This is a genomic window from Kingella potus, from assembly GCF_900451175.1.
In the GTDB taxonomy this organism is placed as follows: domain Bacteria; phylum Pseudomonadota; class Gammaproteobacteria; order Burkholderiales; family Neisseriaceae; genus Neisseria; species Neisseria potus.
Genome location: NZ_UGJJ01000001.1, coordinates 1114048 through 1137228 on the forward strand (window position 1 = coordinate 1114048; position 23181 = coordinate 1137228).

Annotated in this window: 25 protein-coding genes and 1 other RNA gene; 21 read left to right on the top strand and 5 right to left on the bottom strand. The window is 57.2% G+C overall.

The genetic code is table 11. The features are described from left to right. Positions 1-16: 16 nt before the first annotated feature. The 11 genes from DYE40_RS05095 to rpsJ all read left to right on the top strand — a co-directional run bounded on the left by DYE40_RS05095 (position 17) and on the right by rpsJ (position 11805). A complete protein-coding gene (locus tag DYE40_RS05095; protein ID WP_172461216.1) occupies positions 17-802 on the top strand; it encodes a DUF2314 domain-containing protein in 786 nt (261 codons plus the stop codon). A 298-nt stretch (positions 803-1100) separates the two neighbouring features. Continuing rightward, positions 1101-2513 carry a UDP-N-acetylmuramate--L-alanine ligase gene (gene murC / locus DYE40_RS05100; RefSeq protein ID WP_115308297.1) on the top strand — a complete coding sequence of 471 codons (1413 nt, stop codon included), beginning with the start codon at positions 1101-1103 and terminating at the stop codon, positions 2511-2513. 79 nt (positions 2514-2592) lie between these two features. Continuing rightward, complete coding sequence (locus DYE40_RS05105) at positions 2593-3504, top strand: D-alanine--D-alanine ligase (RefSeq protein ID WP_115308018.1); 912 nt, start codon at positions 2593-2595, stop codon at positions 3502-3504. Then, positions 3494-4246 carry a cell division protein FtsQ/DivIB gene (locus DYE40_RS05110; RefSeq protein WP_115308019.1) on the top strand — a complete coding sequence of 251 codons (753 nt, stop codon included), beginning with the start codon at positions 3494-3496 and terminating at the stop codon, positions 4244-4246. Before DYE40_RS05105 ends, DYE40_RS05110 begins: the two co-directional genes overlap by 11 nt. A 26-nt stretch (positions 4247-4272) precedes the next feature. Next, a complete protein-coding gene (ftsA, locus tag DYE40_RS05115) occupies positions 4273-5517 on the top strand; it encodes a cell division protein FtsA (RefSeq protein ID WP_115308020.1) in 1245 nt (414 codons plus the stop codon). Between the two features lie 117 nt (positions 5518-5634). Next, on the top strand, positions 5635-6882 hold the full coding sequence (gene ftsZ / locus DYE40_RS05120; protein ID WP_115308021.1) for a cell division protein FtsZ: 1248 nt from the start codon (positions 5635-5637) through the stop codon (positions 6880-6882). 209 nt (positions 6883-7091) lie between these two features. Beyond that, positions 7092-7463: a 30S ribosomal protein S12 gene (gene rpsL / locus DYE40_RS05125; protein ID WP_002218431.1), complete on the top strand. Its 372-nt coding sequence runs from the start codon at positions 7092-7094 to the stop codon at positions 7461-7463. Between the two features lie 123 nt (positions 7464-7586). Beyond that, entirely contained in the window at positions 7587-8060 is a 474-nt protein-coding gene (rpsG, locus tag DYE40_RS05130) for a 30S ribosomal protein S7 (RefSeq protein ID WP_115308022.1), read from the top strand. Between the two features lie 18 nt (positions 8061-8078). Further along, complete coding sequence (gene fusA / locus DYE40_RS05135) at positions 8079-10184, top strand: elongation factor G (protein ID WP_115308023.1); 2106 nt, start codon at positions 8079-8081, stop codon at positions 10182-10184. Positions 10185-10284: 100 nt separating this feature from the next. Continuing rightward, the gene (tuf, locus tag DYE40_RS05140; RefSeq protein WP_115308024.1) at positions 10285-11475 is read left to right on the top strand and encodes an elongation factor Tu; all 1191 of its coding nucleotides are present in this window, start codon (positions 10285-10287) and stop codon (positions 11473-11475) included. Between the two features lie 18 nt (positions 11476-11493). Continuing rightward, on the top strand, positions 11494-11805 hold the full coding sequence (gene rpsJ, locus DYE40_RS05145; RefSeq protein ID WP_002642322.1) for a 30S ribosomal protein S10: 312 nt from the start codon (positions 11494-11496) through the stop codon (positions 11803-11805). Positions 11806-12001: 196 nt separating this feature from the next. On the opposite strand, the gene dnaJ is transcribed toward rpsJ, so the two are convergent. The 3 genes from dnaJ to DYE40_RS12560 form a co-directional block, all read right to left on the bottom strand. Beyond that, positions 12002-13144: a molecular chaperone DnaJ gene (gene dnaJ, locus DYE40_RS05150; protein ID WP_115308025.1), complete on the bottom strand. Its 1143-nt coding sequence runs from the start codon at positions 13142-13144 to the stop codon at positions 12002-12004. A gap of 107 nt (positions 13145-13251) precedes the next feature. Beyond that, the gene (locus tag DYE40_RS05155; protein WP_115308026.1) at positions 13252-13737 is read right to left on the bottom strand and encodes an FxsA family protein; all 486 of its coding nucleotides are present in this window, start codon (positions 13735-13737) and stop codon (positions 13252-13254) included. Positions 13738-13762: 25 nt separating this feature from the next. After that, a complete protein-coding gene (locus DYE40_RS12560) occupies positions 13763-13963 on the bottom strand; it encodes a hypothetical protein (RefSeq protein WP_172461217.1) in 201 nt (66 codons plus the stop codon). Between DYE40_RS12560 and DYE40_RS05160 the strand changes: the two genes are divergently transcribed. From DYE40_RS05160 to rpsI, 10 genes are all read left to right on the top strand, one after another. After that, entirely contained in the window at positions 13962-14810 is an 849-nt protein-coding gene (locus tag DYE40_RS05160) for a murein hydrolase activator EnvC family protein (RefSeq protein WP_172461218.1), read from the top strand. The two genes, DYE40_RS12560 and DYE40_RS05160, sit on opposite strands and share 2 nt — an antisense overlap. Before the next feature lie 136 nt (positions 14811-14946). Then, positions 14947-15210, top strand: a complete 264-nt coding sequence (locus DYE40_RS05165; RefSeq protein ID WP_115308028.1) for a spore cortex protein — start codon at positions 14947-14949, stop codon at positions 15208-15210. Between the two features lie 107 nt (positions 15211-15317). Next, positions 15318-16688: a bifunctional UDP-N-acetylglucosamine diphosphorylase/glucosamine-1-phosphate N-acetyltransferase GlmU gene (gene glmU / locus DYE40_RS05170; RefSeq protein WP_115308029.1), complete on the top strand. Its 1371-nt coding sequence runs from the start codon at positions 15318-15320 to the stop codon at positions 16686-16688. A gap of 172 nt (positions 16689-16860) precedes the next feature. Next, entirely contained in the window at positions 16861-18699 is a 1839-nt protein-coding gene (gene glmS / locus DYE40_RS05175; RefSeq protein WP_115308030.1) for a glutamine--fructose-6-phosphate transaminase (isomerizing), read from the top strand. A gap of 135 nt (positions 18700-18834) precedes the next feature. Beyond that, a complete protein-coding gene (locus DYE40_RS05180) occupies positions 18835-19824 on the top strand; it encodes an NAD(P)H-dependent glycerol-3-phosphate dehydrogenase (protein WP_115308031.1) in 990 nt (329 codons plus the stop codon). 72 nt (positions 19825-19896) lie between these two features. Further along, positions 19897-20253, top strand: coding sequence for a hypothetical protein (locus DYE40_RS05185; RefSeq protein WP_115308032.1), 357 nt, complete (start codon positions 19897-19899; stop codon positions 20251-20253). After that, positions 20250-20549, top strand: a complete 300-nt coding sequence (locus DYE40_RS05190) for a cell division protein ZapA (RefSeq protein ID WP_115308033.1) — start codon at positions 20250-20252, stop codon at positions 20547-20549. The genes DYE40_RS05185 and DYE40_RS05190 overlap by 4 nt, the downstream gene beginning before the upstream one ends. An 18-nt stretch (positions 20550-20567) precedes the next feature. Beyond that, positions 20568-20747, top strand: a non-coding RNA gene (gene ssrS, locus DYE40_RS05195) — 6S RNA. Positions 20748-20868: 121 nt separating this feature from the next. Then, complete coding sequence (rplM, locus tag DYE40_RS05200; RefSeq protein ID WP_049260784.1) at positions 20869-21300, top strand: 50S ribosomal protein L13; 432 nt, start codon at positions 20869-20871, stop codon at positions 21298-21300. A 9-nt stretch (positions 21301-21309) separates the two neighbouring features. Then, a complete protein-coding gene (gene rpsI / locus DYE40_RS05205) occupies positions 21310-21702 on the top strand; it encodes a 30S ribosomal protein S9 (protein ID WP_115308034.1) in 393 nt (130 codons plus the stop codon). 344 nt (positions 21703-22046) lie between these two features. On the opposite strand, the gene argB is transcribed toward rpsI, so the two are convergent. Then, positions 22047-22931: an acetylglutamate kinase gene (gene argB, locus DYE40_RS05210; protein WP_115308035.1), complete on the bottom strand. Its 885-nt coding sequence runs from the start codon at positions 22929-22931 to the stop codon at positions 22047-22049. Beyond that, a complete protein-coding gene (locus DYE40_RS05215; RefSeq protein WP_115308036.1) occupies positions 22928-23179 on the bottom strand; it encodes a hypothetical protein in 252 nt (83 codons plus the stop codon). The genes argB and DYE40_RS05215 overlap by 4 nt, the downstream gene beginning before the upstream one ends. Positions 23180-23181 lie beyond the last annotated feature (2 nt).

The window sequence follows — 23181 nt, forward strand, 5'->3', positions numbered from 1 at the left end:
GCACAGGAGTAGGAGAATGGGCTTTTTCGACAAACTGTTTGGCAAAAAAAGCAAACCCGAACCCGTTTCCTTCGCCCGCGAAGACGACGAAGATATGCACCGCGCCTCCGTGCAGGCGCGGGATACCTTCAAATACTTCTGGCGCGAGTATTACTGGGAGCAGCGGCGTATTGTCAAAGGGCTGAGCCACGCTGCGGTAAAAGCCCCGTTTTGGCAGGAAATCGACGGCAGCGTGGAAACCGAACATATGTGGCTGGAAGACCTCGCCTTCGACGGCGAAAACATCAGCGGCACCCTGATCAACAGCCCCAACATCCTCACCAACATACAGGCCGGAGAAAGAATCAACGGCCTGCCCTGCCGCGAAATTACCGACTGGCTGATGGCCGACGGCAAAAAAGTCTGCGGCGGCTTTACCGTGCAGGCTTTGCGCCGGCAAATGGGCGATGAAGAACGTGCCGCCCACGACCGGGCTTGGGGCTTGGATTTCGGCGACGGCCAAACCGTGCTGCTGGCAATCGGTCAGGAAGAGCATCCCGAATACCTCGATCAGCACCCCGCCGACACCAATATGTCGTCCGGCCTGCGCGATCATCTGCGCAAACATCCCGAAGATGCCGCCGCTGCCGACGAAAACGGCCAAACCATGCTGCACCACGCCGCCATCGCCGGCAATGCCGAGAGCGTGCGCGTCCTGCTGGCGATGGGCGCGGTGCCGCAGCAGCGCGACGCACGCGGCAAAACCGCCGCCGACTACGCCCGAGAAATCGGCTGGCCGCAGCTTCTGCCGCTGCTCTTGTAAACCTGTTTTCCAGACGGCCTTTCCCGTTTGCGGCAAAACGGAGCGGGCAGGGCGGCAGAGGCCGTCTGAAAACAAACACGGAGCGGCTTTTCAGACGGCTTCAAAGCACACGGATACACCGGCAGGCCGTCCGAACGGTACGCAGGCGGCAGAGCCGCAATCCGTCCCAACCCTTTTTTACCCCGTGCGGCATGACACAGGCACGGCATAGGCTTTACAATCCGCCCCTTTTTTGCGGCTTCACTTTCAGACGGCCTCCCGCCGCCGCAGAGGCCGTCTGAAAAAGCATAGGGACACCATCATGAAAAACAGAGTCAGACACATCCATTTCGTCGGCATCGGCGGCTCGGGCATGTGCGGCATTGCCGAAGTGCTGCACAACCAAGGCTACACCGTTTCCGGCTCCGACCAGGCACAGAGCGCGGTAACGCGGCATTTGGCCGGCTTGGGCGTGCGCGTCTATCCCGGCCACACCGCCGAACACGTCAGCGGCGCGGATGTGGTCGTGATTTCCACCGCCGTCAAAAAGGACAATCCCGAAGTGCTGGCCGCCCATGCGCAGCAGATACCCGTTATCCCCCGCGCCCTGATGCTGGCCGAACTGATGCGTTTCAAAGACGGCATAGCCGTTGCCGGCACACACGGCAAAACCACCACCACCAGCCTCACCGCCTCCGTACTCGCCGCCGCCGGCCTCGATCCCACCTTCGTCATCGGCGGCAAACTCACCGCCGTCGGCACCAACGCCCGTTTGGGCAAAGGCAGCTATATCGTCGCCGAAGCCGACGAATCCGACGCATCCTTCCTCCACCTCACACCGGTCATGTCCGTTGTTACCAACATCGACGAAGACCATATGGAAACCTACGGCCACAGCGTTGAAAAACTGCACCAGGCCTTTATCGACTTTATCCACCGTATGCCGTTTTACGGCAAAGCCTTTCTGTGCGCCGACAGCGAACACGTCCGCGCCATCCTGCCCAAAGTCAGCAAACCCTACGCCACTTACGGCTTCGGCGAAGATGCCGACATCCGCGCCGGAAACATCGAAAGCGACGGCGCACGGATGCGGTTTGACGTATGCGTGCGCATGAAAGGCCACGACCCGCTCGATTTTCCCGTAACCCTCAACCTGCCCGGCCGCCACAACGTCCTCAACGCGCTTGCCGCCATAGGTGTAGCGCTCGAATGCGGCGCAGGCACAGAAGCCGTGCGGCAGGGGCTGGAAAACTTCGGCGGAGTGGGCCGCCGCTTCCAAAGCTACGGCGAAATCCCCTTGAAAAACGGCGGCAGCGCACTGGTTGTCGACGACTACGGCCACCACCCCACAGAAATGGCCGCCACCATCGCCGCCGCACGCGGCGCATATCCCGACCGCCGCCTGGTGCTGGCTTTCCAGCCGCACCGCTACACCCGCACCCGCGACCTGTTCGACGACTTCGCCAAAGTGCTCAACACCGTGGACACGCTGGTGCTGACCGACGTATATGCCGCCGGCGAAGAGCCGCTGGCCGAAGACAGCCGAGCCCTTGCCCGCAACGTCCGTGCCTACGGCAAAGTCGAGCCGCTCTACTGCGCCGACGTAAACGAGCTGCCCGCCATGCTGCTGGACACCGTGCTGCGCGACGGCGACATCCTGCTCAACATGGGCGCGGGCAGTATCAACAAAGTACCCGCCGAACTGGTGCGGCGGGCGCAAGAGGCCGTCTGAAAACGCAAATCCGGCCGCAAAACCTTTTTCAGACGGCCTCAAACAGCAACACAGGCAGCAATAAAGAAAGAAATACAGTATGCAGAACTTCGGCAAAGTCGCCGTATTGATGGGCGGATTTTCCAGCGAGCGTGAAGTATCGCTCGACAGCGGACGTGCGGTGCTCGCAGCCTTGCGCGAAAAGGGCGTGGATGCCCATGCGTTCGACCCGAAAGAAACGCCGCTGGGCGAATTGGCGGCGCAGGGTTTCGACTGCGCGTTTAATATCCTGCACGGCATATTCGGCGAAGACGGCACGGTGCAGGGCGCATTGGAGGCACTCGGCATCCGCTATACCGGCTGCGGCGTGCTGGCCTCAGCCGTCGGCATGGACAAATACCGCTGCAAACTCTTATGGAAAGGCCTCGGCCTGCCCGTACCCGATTACGAAGTGCTGGGCGAAGACAGCGATTTCGACGAAGTGGAGCGCAAACTCGGCCTGCCGCTGTTCGTCAAACCGGCCAACGAAGGCAGCAGCGTCGGCGTAGTGAAAGTGAAAGAGGCAGGCCGTCTGAAAGAGGTATACCGCAGTCTCAAACGCTTCAAAGGCGAAATCATCGCCGAAAAATTCATCGGCGGCGGCGAATATACCTGCGCCGTCCTCGGCGGCGAGGCATTGCCCACCGTGCGCATCATCCCCGCCACCGAGTTTTACGACCAAGAAGCAAAATACGGCCGCGACGACACCGTTTATCTTTGTCCGTCCGATCTTGCGGATGCGGACGAAAAACTGATGCGCACGCTGGCCGTACGCGCTTTCGCCGCCATCGGCGGACGCGGCTGGGGCAGAATCGATTTTCTGAAAGACGAAAACGGCCGCCTCCACCTGTTGGAAGCCAACACCCTGCCCGGCATGACCTCGCACAGCCTTGTGCCCAAAGCAGCGGCAGAGGCCGGCATCGGCTTTGCCGAGCTCTGCCTGAGGATTTTACAGACGGCCTATGTGGAATAATGCCCAAACCCTGAGCCGCGTTTCGGGCTGGCTGTATGCCGCAGTCGCGGTTCTGCTGCTTTGTTCGGCAGCGGTATGGCTCTACCGTTCGCCCCATTTTCCCGTCAAGCAGGTCAATATCAACGGCCGGCTGCGCTACTCCGACAGCGGACAATTGCAGCAGGTGGCGCAGCAGTACATACGCGGCAATATATTCAGAGCCGATTTGAACGGCGCACAGGCCGCATTTGCCAGGCTGCCGTGGATTGCCAAAGCCGAAGTGCGCCGCCGCCTGCCCGATGCGGTAGACATCAGCCTTACCGAACGCATCCCCGTGGCGCATTGGGACGAAGGCCGCCTGCTCGACAGCGAAGGCAATCCGTTCGCCGCAACATGGGAGGGCGACGGCGAACTGCCCGAATTCAAAGGGCAGGAAGGTTCGGGCAAAATCATGGCCGAACATTTGGACATTTTCCGCCGCGAACTGGCGAAACAAAAACTCGCCGTTGCCGTGCTGTCCCGCACCCCCCGCTCCGCTTGGGAAATCGTTTTGGATAACGGCATACGCATCCGTTTGGGGCGCGAAAACGAAACCGAAAGGCTTGCCCGTTTTGTCGAAGCGTGGCCGAAGCTGCTGCGGCCGCAGGCCGACAGACTGGAATACGTCGATATGCGGTATAGGGACGGCTTTGCCGTCAGACTGAAAGAACACGGAATACAGCCGGCCGGCAACGGCATGGAAATGCCGTCTGAAAGCGATTAGGATTTGGAAATCAAGACTGGAACATCATGGTTAGAAAACACTATATCAGTGCCCTCGATATCGGCACATCGAAAGTCATCGCCCTGATAGGCGAAGTACAGGAAGACAACGGCATCCACATCATCGGCATCGGCCAAGCGGCGTCGCGCGGGCTGAAAGCCGGGATGGTAACCAACATCGACGCAACGGCGCAGGCCATCAAACAGGCCGTAGGCGAAGCCGAACTGATGGCGGACTGCAAGGTCGGCAGCGTTACCACCGGCATCGCGGGCAACCATATCCGCAGCCTGAATTCGCAAGGCGTGGTCAAAATCAAAGACGGCGAAGTTACCCAGGCCGACATCGACCGCGCCATCGAAACCGCCAAAGCGGTAAACATCCCGCCCGACCACAGTATCCTGCACACCGTCGTGCAGGAATACATCATCGACAACCAGCCGGGCGTGCGCGAACCCATCGGCATGAGCGGCGTGCGTCTCGATACCCGCGTCCATATCATTACCGGTGCGGTAACCGCCCTGCAAAACATCCAAAAATGCATTACCCGCTGCAATCTGCACATGGATCAAATCATGTTGCAACCCCTTGCCAGCGGACAGGCCGTGCTGACGGAAGACGAAAAAGAACTCGGCGTGTGCGTTATCGACATCGGCGGCGGCACCACCGACATTGCCGTGTACACCAACGGCGCAATCCGCCATACCGCCGTCATTCCGGTAGCAGGCGACCTGATTACCAGCGATTTGGCGCAGGCATTGCGTACTCCGTACAGTGCCGCCGAATACATCAAAGTCCACCACGGCGCGGCACATGCCGATTTGGCGGGCGAGGATATGGACGAAATGGTGGAAGTGCCCAGCGTCGGCGACCGCCAGCCGCGGCAAATCGCCCGCCGCAGCCTGTCCACCGTGATCGGGCCGCGCGTCGAAGAAATCCTCGAGCTGGTGCAGCACGAACTGCACCGCAGCGGCTTTTACGAAGATATGCTTACCTCAGGCATCGTTCTGACCGGGGGCGCATCCATGCTGGCAGGAATTGTCGATTTGGCCGAAGATATTTTCGGCCTGCCTGCCCGTGTCGGCGTGCCGCCGGAAATGCCCGGCGTGTCCGAGCGCATCCGCAATCCGCGCAATGCCACCGTTATCGGCTTGCTGTACGCCGCACGCGGAGATGTTGAAAACGGGGGCGAAAGCGGTACAACCGCAGTTCATCACGAGCATGGGGAAAGTATTTTCGGAAAAATCAAAGAGTGGCTGCGCAATAATTTCTAATCCGAAGTCATAATTCCGTATCGGAACGTTTTTTGTAAGATTGTGCGGCTTCTTATATAATCCGCAATATTTGTCAAAGTCATATCGTCCTGTGCAGGGCGCGAAGGAGTAGTTTTAATGGATTTGGTTTACGATGTAGTAGATTCCGCCGCGAGCCCTGCGGTCATCAAAGTCATCGGTATCGGCGGCGGCGGTTGCAACGCCATTAACAACATGATTAAAAACACTATTCAAGGTGTCGAGTTCATTAGTGCCAATACTGACGCGCAGGCTCTGGGCAAAAGCAACGCACCCAAGCGCATCCAGTTGGGCAGCAATCTGACCAAGGGCTTGGGGGCAGGTGCCGATCCCGAAATCGGACGGGAAGCCGCTTTGGAAGAGCGCGAGGCCATCACGGAAGCCGTTCGCGGCGCAAATATGCTGTTTATTACTACCGGCATGGGAGGCGGAACGGGTACGGGTGCTTCTCCCGTTGTAGCGGAAATTGCCAAAGAAATGGGTATTCTTACCGTGGCGGTCGTTACCCGGCCGTTTGAGCACGAAGGTAAGCGCATCCATATCGCCCAGCAGGGTATCGAGTATCTGAAAAGCCAGGTTGATTCGCTGATTGTCATTCCGAACGACAAACTTATGACCGCGCTGGGCGACGATGTAACCGTGCGCGAGGCGTTTCAGGCGGCTGACAATGTGCTGCATGCGGCTGTTGCCGGTATTTCCGAAGTCGTTACCCGCCCGGGTTTCATCAATCTCGACTTTGCCGATGTGAAAAACGTGATGGGCATTACCGGTATGGCAATGATGGGTTCGGGTGCGGCTCAGGGAGTGGACAGGGCGAAACTGGCTACCGAACAAGCCATTTCCAGCCCCCTGCTCGACGATGTCAGCCTTGACGGCGCACGCGGCGTGCTGGTCAATATTACGACCGCACCGGGCTGCCTGAAAATGTCCGAGTATAAGGAAATTATGCGGGTAATCGATGATTACGCCCATCCCGATTCCGAGCGCAAATACGGCACGGCAGAAGACGAAAGTATGGCGGAAGACGCTATCCGGGTAACCATCATTGCTACCGGATTGAAAGAAAACAACCACAATACTGTACCGGGCCGTCAGCATACGCAGTATGGCAGTAATTCCCGCCAGTCCGTTCGCGGACGCTATCAGTCTGTGCGGGACGGTGTCGAGTCTGCGTCGCAGCATGACGAAGACGGCGGTTTTTCCAATATAGCAGGTGTGTTGATGTCGGGCAGGGAAGCGCGCAACGCCAATTTGTCCGGTCCCGATTTCTCCGACCAGCGCGTGCTTGAAGATTTGGAGATTCCCGCCGTGGTGCGCCGGCAAGGCGGAGTGTTTGATAAATCATAAGCCTTGTTTTACATACGGCAGGCCGTCTGAAAACAGTTTTCAGACGGACCTTGATTCGTTCCTTTTTGCTTTTCAGAATGTGGCACAGGGCGGGGTCGTGTGTGCTTTAAAAAGCCTTTTCTTGACTGTATATTTAAATCTTTACTATAATCCGCTGCTTGTCGGCAGAGTGCCGGCAAATATTTTTATTTCAACAGGACAAATAAAGTATGCCAACTATCAACCAATTGGTACGCAAAGGCCGTCAAAAGCCCGTGTACGTAAACAAAGTGCCCGCACTGGAAGCCTGCCCGCAAAAACGCGGCGTATGCACCCGTGTGTACACCACAACTCCGAAAAAACCGAACTCAGCCTTGCGTAAAGTGTGCAAAGTGCGCCTGACCAACGGCTTTGAAGTGATTTCATACATCGGCGGCGAAGGCCACAACCTGCAAGAGCACAGTGTGGTGCTGATTCGCGGCGGCCGTGTAAAAGACTTGCCGGGTGTGCGCTACCACACCGTGCGCGGCTCTTTGGATACCGCCGGCGTGAAAGACCGCAAACAGGCGCGCTCCAAATACGGTGCCAAACGCCCCAAGTAATCTGATTTTATTTAACTGGCACGTCGGTAGGCCGTCTGAAAAACGGACGCTGCCGAGTAAGTGAGTGCTTGATATAGGCATTCATGGGGTTGCCCCAACTGAATAGATATTGAAGGAATTAAAATGCCAAGACGTAGAGAAGTCCCCAAACGCGACGTATTACCCGATCCGAAATTCGGTAGCGTCGAGCTGACCAAATTTATGAATGTGCTAATGGTTGACGGTAAAAAATCCGTTGCCGAGCGTATTGTTTACGGTGCTTTAGAGCAGATTGCCAAAAAAGTACAAGGCAAAGAAGCCATCGAAGTGTTTAATGAAGCCATTTCCAATGCAAAGCCCGTTGTGGAAGTAAAAAGCCGTCGTGTCGGTGGTGCGAACTACCAAGTTCCTGTTGAAGTACGCCCCTCCCGCCGTTTGGCACTGGCTATGCGCTGGGTTCGCGATGCGGCGCGCAAACGCGGAGAAAAATCCATGGATCTGCGTCTGGCCGGCGAATTGATTGATGCGGCCGAAGGCCGTGGCGGTGCGATGAAAAAACGTGAAGAAGTACACCGTATGGCCGAAGCCAACAAAGCCTTCTCCCATTTCCGTTTCTAATTTTGAAAGGCTGAACAAATGGCTCGTAAAACACCTATTAACCTGTACCGCAATATCGGTATTTCCGCGCATATTGATGCAGGTAAAACCACTACTACCGAACGTATTTTGTTCTACACCGGTTTGACCCACAAACTCGGAGAAGTACATGACGGCGCGGCTACAACGGACTATATGGAGCAGGAGCAGGAGCGTGGTATTACCATTACTTCTGCTGCCGTAACTTCTTATTGGTCGGGTATGGCCAAGCAGTTTCCCGAACACCGTTTCAACATCATCGATACCCCGGGACACGTTGACTTTACCGTGGAAGTAGAGCGTTCCATGCGCGTATTGGACGGCGCGGTAATGGTTTACTGCGCGGTCGGCGGTGTCCAGCCCCAGTCTGAAACCGTATGGAGACAGGCCAACAAATACAAAGTGCCGCGCATTGCCTTTGTTAATAAAATGGATCGCCAGGGAGCAAACTTTTTCCGCGTGGTAGAGCAGATGAAAACCCGTCTGCGCGCCAATCCTGTGCCTATCGTTATTCCGGTTGGTGCGGAAGATGCGTTTGAAGGTGTGGTTGATTTGCTGAAAATGAAAGCCATCATTTGGAATGAGGCCGATAAAGGCGTTACTTTCGAATACGGCGATATTCCTGCCGACTTGGTGGCAACCGCCGAAGAGTGGCGGCAGAATATGATTGAAGCTGCGGCTGAAGCCAACGAAGAGCTGATGGATAAGTATTTGGGCGGCGAAGAGCTGACCGAGGAAGAGATCGTCGGAGCTTTGCGCCAGCGCACCCTCTCAGGCGAAATCCAACCGATGCTGTGTGGTTCTGCATTTAAAAACAAAGGTGTACAGCGTATGCTGGATGCTGTTGTCGAATTGTTGCCCGCGCCGACCGATATTCCTCCTGTTCAGGGCGTGAATCCGTCTACCGATCAGCCTGACAGCCGCAAGGCAGCTGACGAAGAGAAATTTTCGGCATTGGCATTTAAAATGCTGAATGACAAATATGTCGGCCAATTGACTTTTATCCGCGTATATTCGGGCGTGGTCAAATCCGGCGACAACGTTTTGAACTCGGTTAAAGGCACGCGCGAGCGTATCGGCCGTTTGGTGCAGATGACTGCTGCCGACCGTACCGAAATCGAAGAAGTGCGGGCGGGTGATATTGCCGCCGCTATCGGCTTGAAAGACGTTACGACCGGTGAGACCCTGTGTGCCGAAGATGCTCCGATTATTTTGGAACGTATGGAGTTCCCCGAGCCGGTCATCCATATTGCCGTCGAGCCGAAAACCAAAGCCGACCAAGAGAAAATGGGTATTGCCCTGAACCGCTTGGCTAAGGAAGATCCGTCTTTCCGCGTGCGTACCGATGAAGAATCGGGGCAGACCATTATTTCCGGTATGGGCGAACTGCACTTGGAAATTATTGTTGACCGTATGAAGCGCGAATTCGGCGTGGAAGCGAACATTGGTGCGCCTCAGGTTGCGTATCGTGAAACCATCCGCAAGGAAGTCGAATCCGAGGCCAAGCACGTCAAACAATCCGGCGGTAAAGGCCAATATGGTCATGTTGTGATCAAAATGGAGCCGATGGAGCCGGGTGGCGCAGGCTACGAGTTTATCGACGAAATCAAGGGCGGTGTTATTCCCCGCGAATTTATTCCGTCCTGCGATAAAGGTATCCGCGATACACTGCCCAACGGTATTGTTGCCGGTTATCCTGTTGTCGATGTACGCATCCGTTTGATTTTCGGTTCCTACCATGATGTGGACTCCTCGCAAATTGCCTTTGAATTGGCAGCATCCATGGCCTTTAAGGAAGGTATGAAAAAAGCTTCCCCGGTATTGCTTGAGCCGATTATGGCGGTTGAAGTGGAAACTCCGGAAGACTACATGGGTGATGTAATGGGCGATTTGAACCGTCGTCGCGGTATCGTTTTGGGTATGGATGATGACGGTATCGGCGGTAAGAAGGTTCGTGCCGAAGTGCCGTTGGCGGAAATGTTCGGTTATTCCACCGATCTGCGTTCTGCCACACAAGGCCGCGCCACCTATTCGATGGAGTTTAAAAAGTATTCGGAAGCACCCGCACATGTGGCTGCTGCCGTAACCGAAGCCCGCAAAGGCTAAATTCGGTATCCGTCAGGCCGTCTGAAAACGCTGGAATATAATTTTCAGACGGCCTATTTGTTCTTTTTAATGATCTTTAAATTTGTAAAGGAATTAGCTCATGGCTAAGGAAAAATTCGAACGCAGCAAACCGCACGTAAACGTCGGCACCATCGGTCACGTAGACCATGGTAAGACCACCCTTACTGCTGCACTGACTACTATTTTGGCTAAGAAATTCGGCGGTGCCGCAAAAGCCTACGACCAAATCGACAATGCCCCCGAAGAAAAAGCGCGCGGCATTACCATCAACACTTCGCACGTCGAATACGAAACCGAAGGCCGCCACTACGCACACGTAGACTGCCCGGGACACGCCGACTACGTTAAAAACATGATTACCGGTGCCGCCCAGATGGACGGTGCGATTTTGGTGTGTTCCGCAGCCGACGGCCCCATGCCCCAAACCCGCGAACACATCCTGCTTGCCCGTCAGGTAGGTGTACCCTACATTATCGTATTCATGAACAAATGCGACATGGTGGACGACGAAGAGCTGCTTGAGTTGGTTGAGATGGAAATCCGCGACCTGCTGAACAGCTACGAATTCCCGGGCGACGACGTACCGATTATTAAAGGTTCCGCCCTTAAAGCACTCGAAGGCGACACTTCCGACATCGGCGAAACCGCCATCTTCGCTTTGGCTGATGCTTTGGACAGCTACATCCCCACGCCCGAGCGTGCCGTAGACAAACCCTTCCTGCTGCCGATTGAAGACGTATTCTCCATTTCCGGCCGCGGTACCGTGGTAACCGGACGCGTAGAGCGCGGTATCATCCACGTAGGCGACGAGATTGAAATCGTCGGTTTGAAAGAAACCCAAAAAACTACCTGTACCGGTGTCGAAATGTTCCGCAAACTGCTGGACGAAGGCCAGGCAGGCGACAACGTCGGCGTACTGCTGCGCGGTACCAAACGCGAAGAAGTGGAACGCGGTCAGGTTTTGGCCAAACCCGGCACCATTACCCCGCACACCAAATTCAAAGCCGAGGTATACGTACTGAGCAAAGAAGAAGGCGGCCGCCATACACCGTTCTTCGCCAACTACCGTCCCCAGTTCTACTTCCGTACGACTGACGTAACCGGTGCGGTAACTTTGGAAGACGGAGTGGAAATGGTGATGCCCGGTGAGAACGTAACCATTACCGTAGAACTGATTGCTCCGATCGCCATGGAAGATGGTCTGCGTTTCGCCATTCGCGAAGGCGGCCGTACTGTGGGTGCCGGCGTGGTTTCTGCCGTAATCGCTTAACCAAAGGATACCGAATCAATGGCAAACCAAAAAATCCGTATCCGTCTGAAAGCCTACGATTACAGCCTGATCGATCGTTCGGCGCAGGAAATTGTCGAAACCGCCAAACGTACCGGTGCCGTTGTCAAAGGCCCGATTCCGCTGCCGACCAAAATCGAGCGTTTCAATATTTTGCGTTCTCCGCACGTGAACAAAACCTCACGCGAACAGTTGGAAATCCGTACCCATTTGCGCCTGATGGACATCGTCGATTGGACGGACAAAACTACTGACGCGCTGATGAAGTTGGATCTGCCGGCAGGCGTTGATGTGGAAATCAAAGTGCAGTAATTTCTGATTATCTGCTTTTGAAAAAATCCGAACGGTTTACCGTTCGGATTTTTTTATTGGGCATAACGTATAGTGGAACAAAATAGAAAAGATATTAGGCGGGGTGGTACGGTAAGGCGCAGCAATGCCGTAGATTTTTATTCTGTTCCACTATATTTGATTGGTTCGTCAAACCGTATTTTCAGACGGCCTCCGTTCAGTTATTGAACAGATCGTTTTTCAAGTCGTTTACTTTGTCTTCAACTTTGTCCCAAAATGATTTTTTGCGCGGAGTTTGGCTGCGGTCGAGGCCGGTGGAGATTTTTTCAAACTCTTCCAACAGCTCTTTCTGGCGGTCGGTAAGATTGACCGGGGTTTCGACGAGAACGTGGCAGTAGAGATCGCCTGTCGCGCTGGAACGCAGGGATTTGATGCCCTTGCCTTTGACGCGCATTCTGCGGCCGGTCTGCGTTTCTTTCGGGATGGTGAGTTTGACTTTGCCTTCGAGCGTAGGGACTTCCACTTCACCGCCGAGTGCGGCGGTGGTAAAGCTGACGGGAAGTTCGCAGTGCAGATCCAAGCCGTTGCGTTCGAAGATTTTGTGCGCTTTGACATGGACGACGACGTACAGATCGCCCGAGGGTGCGCCGTTGCGGCCGGGCTCGCCTTCGCCTGAGAGGCGGATGCGCTGGCCGTCGTCGATGCCGGCCGGAATGTTCACTTCCACGGTTTTGGCTGTTTTGACACGGCCTTCGCCACGGCATTTGATGCAGGGATCGCGGATTTCTTTGCCGCTGCCGTGGCAGGACGGGCAGGTTTGCTGCATTTGGAAGATGGCCTGGCGGATGTGGACGGTGCCCGAGCCGTGGCAGGTGGAGCAGGTGGAGGCGGAGGTGCCGGGCTTTGCGCCGCTGCCGTGGCATACGCCGCATTCTTCGTAAGTGGGGATGTTGAGGCGTTGCCGGGTGCCTTTGGCGGCTTCTTCGAGGGTGATTTCCACGGCATACTGCAAATCCGCGCCCTGATAGCTTTGCTGGCGCGCCCCGCCGCCCCCGCCGAACATTTGGCTGAATATGTCGCTGAAATCGAAACCTTGCGCTCCGCCGAATCCGCCGCCGAATCCGCCTGCCCCCTGTTCGAAGGCGGCATGGCCGTATTGGTCGTACATGGCGCGTTTTTCTTTGTCGGAGAGCGTGTCGTAGGCTTTTTGCACGTCTTTGAATTTTTCTTCGGCTTCTTTGTTGCCGGGGTTGCGGTCGGGATGGTATTTCATTGCCAGTTTGCGGTAGGCTTTTTTGATTTCGTCGTCGTTTGCGCTGCGGGATACGCCGAGTGTCTGGTAGTAGTCTTGATTGCTCATGATCGGGTGTTTTGTGTGTTTTGTGGAAAACGCCGCCGCAGATATGGGCGGCGGCTGGAAAATTAAAGCAGGCCGTCTGAAATTTGTTTTTCAGACGGCCTTTGCCGCTAATCTTTGCTGCGGTCTTCGATAAAACGGTTTGCCGGTTTTTCAGACGGTCTGCTGCCGTCTACCGTGCGGAAGTCGCCCTCAATAATGTCGTCGTCTCCATTTGGACGTGCCTGTGCGAAACCGCCAAACTGCGCCGCGCCGCCGTGTACTGTTTGGCTTGCGCGGCCGCCTTTGAGCGGCAGCATCAGTAAAACGGCCAGCAGGGTGGAGAAGAAACCCGGGCTGATGAGGAGCAGGGCGGCCACGGCGTAGCGTACCGGCCACAGGAGCTGGTAGGCGGAAACCTGTCCGCCGCTGCGCACGGCCGCCCCTGCAAGCAATATGCCGGAGAGGCCGAAGCGGCGCAGCATAAACAATCCGGCCATTGCGCTGAGGATGATGAGGGCGAGTGTGCCGAATGCGCCGATGCGCGATGCGGCTTGGATGAGGGAGAAGATTTCCAGCAGGATGAAAACGAGAAAACCGATGCCGAAATAACGCATACGCGGGTATCCTTGTCTTGATGGTTTACAAACGGGCGGACGGCGCAAGATACAGACGGAGCGGGATAATTTCAACGAGGAACGTGTCGTGCGGAGCGGTAAAAAAAAGTAAAAGGAAGCGGCGGCGGCGTGCGGCGCAGGGCTTGGAGGCCGTCTGAAAAAGGCGCGGCAGGGGGCGGGGCGGCGTTTTGTCGGCGGCGGCGGCTTCTGTTATCCTTAAAAACATGAATACACGTTTTCCCTTTTTCCCGTTTGCCTCCTGCGCCGCCGCCCTCGTGCTGGCTGCGTGCGCTTCGTCTGCCCCGTCCGGCGGCTATTACCGCGTGCAGCGCGGCGATACGCTCAACCGCATTGCCGCCCGTTTCGGCCAAAGCCCCGCCACGCTGGCGAAATGGAACAATTTGAGCGACCCGTCGAAAATCGCCGTCGGCCAGCGTTTGCGCGTGGGCAGGAGCGCAAATGCCGTCGAAGCGCGCAAACCCGCCGCCGAATCCGCCGCCAAACAAGGCGGTACGGTTGCGCCCACCAACAAACTGCATTTTTCGCCGCCTTCGCCCAACCCCGTCATCGCCCGTTTCGGCGGTGGGAACAAGGGCATTGATTTTGCCGGACAGGCGGGTGATCCCGTCCGCGCAGCCGGGGCGGGGTGGGTGGCCTATGTCGGCAACGGCGTGCGCGGCTACGGCAATCTGGTGCTGATTACCCACGGCAACGGTGTGATTACAGCCTATGCCCACAACGAACGCATTTTGGTGAAAAAAGGCCAAACCGTCCGCGCGGGCGAAACCGTCGCCGTGATGGGCAGCAGCGATGCCGAGCGCGTGAAACTGCATTTTGAAGTACGCATCGGCGGCAAGGCAGTCAATCCCGAGCAGTATCTGCCGCCGCTGCCTTCCGCGCCGCCCGTACCGTTTCCCACCCCCGCGCCTGCTTCCGTATCGTCCGCCCCTGCCGGCTCCGTTGCGGCAAACCCGCCGCCGGCCGCACCGCCATCCGCACCTTCTGCCGTATCCGCGCCAACCTCGCCGGTTACCGAAGAGGCAGCCTCTGCCGCCCCTCCGTCCGCGCAATAGTCCGCAGCCGGCGGCATACAGGCCGTCTGAAAACCGCCAAACGGCTTTTTCAGACGGCCTCTTCCTTTTGCGCCGCCCGCCGCTGTCTTTCCCCGCGCCAATCGGCTAAAATACCGTTTTTCAAAAAGGAAAAACCATGCGTTACCTGCTCCCCCTCATCGCTCTTGCCGCCCTTTCCGCCTGCTCGTGGGAAACCTACAAAAACGCCGACGGCCGCACATCGCTGCGCCAGAAATACCCCAACGGCACCGCCATTTCCTATCAGGACGGCACCTATTCCCGCAATATGCGCAACAACCAATACCGTCCCGAACAGCACGCCGTCGTGCCCGAAGGCGGCACAAAATCCAACGAAGAGGAAGTACGCGGCACGCACTGGCAGAAAATCACGCCGCAATAAGCCCGCAGCGGCGCAGAGGCCGTCTGAAAACACCGTTTCAAGCATGAAGAAACCGTTTTCAGACGGCCTCTGGCCCATTTCCCATCCTCCGAACGAAAGCATCCGCCATGAATCCCCATCTTTCCATCGTCATCCTCGCTGCCGGCAAAGGCACGCGCATGTATTCCAAAATGCCCAAAGTGCTGCACGAAATCGGCGGCCAGCCCATGCTGGCACGCGTTATCGACACCGCCGCCGCGCTCCATCCCGCACAAATCTGCGTCGTGGTCGGCCACGGCAAAGAGCAGGTTTTGGACACGGTAAAACGCGATGTCGTATGGGTGGAGCAGGCCGAACAGCTCGGCACCGGCCACGCCGTCAAGACCGCGCTGCCGCATCTGCCGCAAGACGGGCGCATCCTGGTGCTTTACGGCGACGTGCCGCTCACCGACACCGCCACCCTGCAAACCCTGCTCGATGCCGCCGGCAGCGGCGTAGGCCTCCTGACTGACGTATTGGACAAGCCCGCAGGCTACGGCCGCATCATCCGCGACGAAGCGGGCAAAGTCGTGGCCATTGTCGAAGAAAAAGATGCCGACGCAAGGCAGAAAGCCGTTAAAGAAACCAACACCGGCATCCTCGTCCTGCCTTGCGCCAAGTTGGCAGACTGGCTCGGCCGCCTGTCCGCCGACAACGCGCAGGGCGAATACTATCTGACCGACCTCATCGCGCTGGCCGTTGCCGACGGCGTGGCCGTTACCCCCGTGCAGGTACGCGCCCCGCACCTTGCGGCGGGCGTGAACAACAAAGTCCAGCTTGCCGAACTCGAACGCATTTTCCAAGCAGGGCAGGCACAAGAGCTGCTTCAAGCAGGCCTGACCCTGCGCGACCCCGCCCGTTTTGATTTGAGAGGCCGTCTGAAACACGGCCAAGATGTCGTGATTGATGCCAACGTGCTGCTCGAAGGCGAAGTCGAACTGGCCGACGGCGTGGAAATCGGCCCCAACTGCGTCATTAAAAACGCCAAAATCGGCGCGGGCAGCAAAATTGCCGCCTTCTCCCACCTCGAAAACTGCGAAATCGGCGCAGATGCCCGCATCGGCCCCTACGCCCGCCTGCGTCCCGACACCTGCCTTGCCGACGGCGTACACATCGGCAATTTCGTCGAAGTCAAAAATTCCTCCGTCGGACAAGGCAGCAAAGCCAACCACCTCGCCTACATCGGCGATGCCGCCGTCGGCAGCCGCACCAACATCGGCGCGGGCACCATCGTCGCCAACTACGACGGAGTCAGCAAACACCGCACCGTTATCGGCGACGAAGTGCGCATCGGCTCGAACAGCGTACTCGTCGCCCCCGTAAAAATCGGCAGCCGCGCCACCACCGGCGCGGGCAGCGCGATCACCAAAGACTGCCCCGAAGGCAAACTCGTCTTGGCACGCGCCCGCCAAACCGTTGTCGAAGGCTGGATCAGGCCGGAAAAAGAAAACAAAAAATAAGGGGCTTGCGGCTGCGCGGAAACTGCGTTTTCAGACGGCCTCAGCGGGTAAGCAGGCCGTCTGAAAACGCAGTTTTGCGGAAGCAGGCACACCGTCAAAACCCATTTCATCCCGCAGCGTCTGAAAGTCAGGCGGGCGGATTATTTCAACCATTTGATACTAAGGAACTTATATGTGCGGTATCGTTGGCGCCATCCGCGCCGGACACAATGTTGTCGATTTTTTAACCGACGGTTTGAAACGTTTGGAATACAGGGGCTACGACTCGTCGGGCATCGCCGTGCAGGTTGACGGCAAAATCAAGCGCGTGCGCCGTGTCGGCCGCGTACAGCTTATGGAAGACGCAGCCAAAGAAAAAGGGCTGTTCAGCCACATCGGCATCGGCCACACCCGCTGGGCCACCCACGGCGGCGTAACCGAACCCAACGCCCACCCCCATATTTCGGGCGGCCTGATTGCCGTGGTGCACAACGGCATCATCGAAAACTTCGAAGCCGAACGCGAACACCTTCAGGGCTTGGGCTACGAATTCGAATCGCAAACCGACACCGAAGTCATCGCCCACAGCGTCAAACACGAATACACCCGCAACGGCGGCGACCTGTTTGAAGCCGTCCGCGCCGCCACGCGCAATTTCCACGGCGCATACGCGATTGCCGTCATCGCCCAGGACAACCCCGGCCAGATGGCCGTGGCACGCATGGGCTGCCCGCTGCTGGTGGCTTTCGGCGACAACGAAACCTTTACCGCATCCGACGTATCGGCCGTGATTGCCTTTACCCGCAACATCGCCTATCTCGAAGACGGCGACATCGCCCTGCTCCGTGCCGGCGGCATTGAAAAACTCATCGACAAAACCGGCAAAGCGGCCGAACGCAAAGTGAAAGTGTCCGAACTGTCGCTGGCTTCGCTGGAACTCGGCCCCTACAGCCACTTTATGCAGAAAGAAATCCACGAACAGCCCCGCGCCATCGCCGACACCGCCGAAGTCTTTCTCGACGGCGGCTTCGAGCCGGAAAACTTCGGCACAAATGCCCGCAGCGTGTTTGAAAACATCCGCAGCATCAAAATACTGGCCTGCGGCACATCGTATTATTCCGCCCTCACGGCCAAATACTGGCTCGAGAGCATCGCCAAAATGCCCGCCGACGTCGAAATCGCCAGCGAATACCGCTACCGCGACGTAATCGCCGACCCCGCCCAACTGATTATCACCATTTCCCAGTCGGGCGAAACCCTCGACACGATGGAAGCCCTGAAATACGCCCAATCACAAGGGCACAAACACAGCCTTTCCATCTGCAACGTGATGGAATCCGCCCTGCCGCGCGAAAGCTCGCTGGTGCTGTACACCCGCGCCGGAGCGGAAATCGGCGTAGCATCCACCAAAGCCTTTACCACACAGCTTGTCGTATTGTTCGGACTGGCGGTAACGCTGGGCAAAATGCGCAATCTGGTCAGCACCGAAAAAGCACATGCCTATCTCGAAGAACTGCGCCAACTGCCCGGCAGCATCCAGCACGCCCTCAACCTCGAACCGCAGATTGCCGCTTGGGCACAGAAATTCGCCAAGAAAAACAGCGCACTCTTCTTAGGGCGCGGCATCCACTATCCGATTGCCCTCGAAGGCGCACTCAAGCTCAAAGAAATCACCTACATCCACGCCGAAGCCTATCCGGCGGGCGAACTCAAACACGGCCCCTTGGCGCTGGTTGACGAAAATATGCCCGTAGTGGTCATCGCGCCCAACGACGTGCTTTTGGACAAAGTCAAAGCCAACATGCAGGAAGTCGGCGCGCGCGGCGGCGAACTCTTTGTGTTTACCGATCTCGACAGCCGTTTCAACGAAGCCGAAGGCGTGCACGTTATCCGCACCCCGCGCCATGCGGGCGTACTTTCCCCCGTGGTTCACACCATTCCCGTGCAGCTTCTGGCCTACCATGCCGCATTGGCACGCGGCACCGATGTCGACAAACCCCGCAACCTGGCCAAATCGGTAACGGTCGAATAAACACGGCGAAACCGCCGCAGAGGCCGTCTGAAAACCCGTTTTCAGACGGCCTCTGCGTCCCCGTTTGAGAAAACCCGCCCGAAATGCCATAATGCCGCCCGTTTGCAACAGCCGTTTCGCAAGGGATAAACAGCCATGAATATCACCGTTATCGGCGCAGGCGCGTGGGGCAGTGCGCTGGCCATCCACTTCGCCCTGCACGGCAACCGCGTTTCCCTGTTGGCGCGCAGCCCAAAACAAGCCGCCGCCATGCAGGCCGAACGCGAAAACAAACACTACTTCCCCGGTTTTCCGTTTCCCGACGCACTTACCGTCTGCGCCGATCCCGCCCAAGCCCTGCACGGCAGCAGCCTCATCATAGTTGCCACCCCCGTTGCCGGACTGCGCGGCGCGGCGGAGCAAATCAAACAGACAGGATGCGGACACCTGCCCGTCCTCGCCGCCTGCAAAGGCTTCGAACGCCCCGGCGGCCTGCTGCCCCATCAGGTACTGCACGAAATCCTGCCCGAAAACAACCAAACCGGCCTGCTTTCCGGCCCCAGCTTCGCACAAGAACTCGCACGCGGCCTGCCCTGCGCCGTCGTGCTCGCCTCAAAAAACGAAAGCTGGGTATCCGGCCTCGCCCGCGAACTCAACACCGCCGTTCTGCGCCTTTATGCCAACACCGACACCACAGGCGTAGCCGTCGGCGGCGCGGTCAAAAACGTCATGGCCATCGCCACCGGCCTTTCAGACGGCCTCGGCTACGGCCTCAATGCCCGCGCCGCCCTCATCACACGCGGCCTTGCCGAAATGACCCGCCTGGCAGCCGCCCTCGGTGCGGAACAAAAAACCATGATGGGGCTGGCCGGTATGGGCGACCTCATCCTGACCTGCACCGGCGCACTCTCGCGCAACCGGCAAGTCGGCCTCGGCCTTGCCTCCGGCAAACCGTTGGACGAAGTGTTGGGCGAACTCGGCCATGTTGCCGAAGGCGTGCCCGCCGCCGGCGAAGTCCTTGCCACCGCCAGACGGCTGCACACCGAAATGCCCATTACCCAAACCCTGGTCGAACTCATACGCGGCGAACTCGACGCGCATCACGTTGCCGAACGCCTGATGCTGCGTGCCACCAAAGCAGAATAAACCCAACAGGCCGTCTGAAAACCCCGCTTTTGCAAAGCAGAAACCCGTTTTCAGACGGCCTACGGAGCCATCATGAACGAAAACCTCGAACAACTTGAAGCCCGCGTCTACCAACTGGCGCAGAAATTCGACACGCTGCTGGGCGAAAACCGCAGACAACAGCTTGAAAACGTCCGCCTCAAAGCCGAACAGAAACGCCGCGACGACCAACACCAGGCCGCCGTAGACGAACTGAGCGAAGCCCTGCTCGTCCAAGTAGACAAACTCAAACAAAACCTGCAAAACAAAATCGACAAACTCGAAGCCGAAAACCGCACCTACCGCGCCCTGCTCGAACAGTCTGCCGCAGAAATACGCCGCGTCCTCGCCCGACTGCCGCAGCAGAAGCCGTCCGAACACGCCGCCGACACAAAAGGAACAAGCGAATGAACGACATCCGGCAAGTCCCCGTTTCCGTCATGGGGCGCACATTCAGCATCGGCACCCCTGAAAGCGAGCAAGAAATACTCCTGCAAGCCGTTGCCCTGCTGAACAAAAAAACCGAAGCCGTCCAAAACGGCGGACGCATCGTCGAAACCGACAAAATCCTCATCGTTGCCGCCCTCAATGCCATACACGACCTTCTGAAAATATCCATACAGGACGGTTTGGCAATCGGAGATTTTGAGCGTAGAATAGGCGACATGGTTCAAGCGTGTGACAAAGCCCTTGCAAAAGTGGCCTAAATGCCGGAACCGAACAGTTTTTCCCTGCGGCGTGCGCCAAGGCATACATTCCTTTGAACCAATAAGTTCGCTTAAGGTCGTCGGGAGTGCAGCAGGAGCGAGCGTTCCTTTGGAACCGCACCCGAAGCTGCCCGAGGCGGCCGCCTTGTTTGACAAGGTTCAAGCGGATTGAGCCGAAACGCCGCCTGCGGGGAATCCCTTAAAAAAGCACCGCGACAAAGCGGTGCTTTTCCTTTCGCACCGAACACTATGCCGATTGACAGCAGGGCGGCGACACACTAAAATCCGCAGCTTTCTATATCTCTATTGGATTAACCCTATGAAAACCTTTTCAGCCAAACCGCATGAGGTGAAGCGCGAATGGTTTGTTATCGACGCGCAAGACAAAGTCTTGGGCAGGGTAGCAGCCGAAGTCGCCAGCCGCCTGCGCGGCAAGCACAAGCCCGAATACACCCCCCACGTCGATACCGGCGATTACATCATTGTCATCAATGCCGACAAACTGCGTGTAACCGGCGACAAATTCGAAGGCAAAAAATACTACCGCCACTCCGGTTTCCCCGGCGGCATCTACGAGCGCACTTTCCGCCAGATGCAGGAAAAATTCCCCGGCCGCGCATTGGAAAAAGCTGTTAAAGGCATGCTGCCCAAAGGCCCTTTGGGTTACGCCATGATTAAAAAACTCAAAGTGTATGCAGGTGCGGAACACGCACATGCGGCACAACAGCCCAAAGTTTTGGAATTGAAATAAGGACGCAACATGAACGGTAAATATTACTACGGCACAGGCCGCCGCAAAAGTTCGGTTGCCCGCGTATTCCTGCAAAAAGGCAACGGCCAAATCATCGTAAACGGCCGCCCCGTCGACGAGTTTTTCGCCCGCGAAACCAGCCGCATGGTGGTGCGCCAGCCTTTGGTTCTGACTGAAAACGCCGAATCGTTCGACATTAAAGTAAACGTTATCGGCGGCGGCGAAACCGGCCAGTCCGGTGCTATCCGCCACGGCATTACCCGCGCTCTGATCGATTACGATGCCGCCTTGAAACCCGCGTTGTCCCAAGCCGGTTTCGTTACCCGCGATGCGCGCGAAGTGGAACGTAAAAAGCCCGGTCTGCGCAAAGCACGCCGCGCGAAACAGTTCTCCAAACGCTGATTCGGATATTTTTTGCAACCCTGCTGTTTACGGCAGGGTTTTTTGTATCGGCACAAAATAGAAGAGATGCAAGGCGGTAAGCTGCATAAAGTATAGGCGTATGGAATGGCGAGGTATGACACGGCACGGCCGTAGATTTTTTATTTTGTTCCATTGCAACGTCGGGAGACGGAGTTTCGTTTACGGTTTGCCGCTTGGCATGAAAGGCCGCTTTGTACGGCTTGGCTGCCGAATCATTCGCTTGCAGCACCTGTGTTTTGTTGCCGATATTTTGAGCCAAATACGACAGGCCGTCTGAAAATAGGATTTCCCGTTTTCAGACGGCCTGTTTTACTGCCCGGGCTTTACGCGGAAATCATGGTGCCGATGCCTTCGTCGGTCAGGGTTTCCAGCAACAGGGCGTTGGGAGTGCGGCCGTCGATGATGTGGACGGCTTTCACGCCTTTGGCTGCGGCTTCCAGCGCGGATTGGATTTTCGGCAGCATTCCGCCGGAGAGTGTGCCGTCGGCAGTCAGTTCGGCAATGCGTTGCGTATTGAGACTGGACAGCAGCTTGCCGTTTTTGTCCATGACTCCGCCGGTGTTGGTCATCATCAGCAGTTTTTCCGCACCGATTTCCTCGGCCAATCTGCCGGCCACCAGATCGGCATTGATGTTGAAGGCTTCGCCGTTGTCCCCTTCGCCGATGGGGGCGATGACGGGAATGCCGCCGTGGCCGATGATGTAGCGGACGAGTGAGGTGTCGATGGCGGAGACGGTGCCGACTTGGCCGATGTCCGCGCTTTTTTGCCCGGGTATGTCGAGCAGCAGCTTGCGTGCGCGGATGAAGCGGTTGTCGCGGCCGGTAATGCCGACGGCGTTGCCGCCGCAGCGGTTCAGCAGGGAGACGATTTCTTTATTGACCGAGCCGCCGAGTACCATTTCGACGATGCTCATGGTTTCCGCATCGGTTACGCGCATTCCCTGGACAAATTCGCCTTTTTTGCCGATTTTCTCCAGCATTTCGTTAATCTGCGGCCCGCCTCCGTGGACGACGACGGGATGGATGCCGATCATTTTCAACAGAACGACATCTCGGGCGAAGCCTTCTTTGAGGCTTTGCTCGGTCATGGCGTTGCCGCCGTATTTGATGACGAAGATGCTGCCGGCAAAGCGGCGGATGTAGGGCAGGGCTGTGGAGAGCACTTGTGCTTTAAGCGCGGCGGGAACGGAGTGGGGGAGGGAAGTCATTCGGGTTCTCCTTTGTTTGTTGCGGATGCCGGCGGATTGTACAGCAGGGCGGTAATGATGGGCAGGTGCGGCAAAGGCCGTCTGAAAACGTGTGTGCGGGTTTTCAGACGGCCTTTTTTGATACTGCCGAATTTGCCGGTGCGGTGTCTTTGCAGCGGGGAAAATAGCATGAAATGAAAACGGGGATAAAAGTTTCTCGGGTTGCTTTTGAGCGGGTGTGTGCGGAGCCATACGCCCACGTTATGCATGG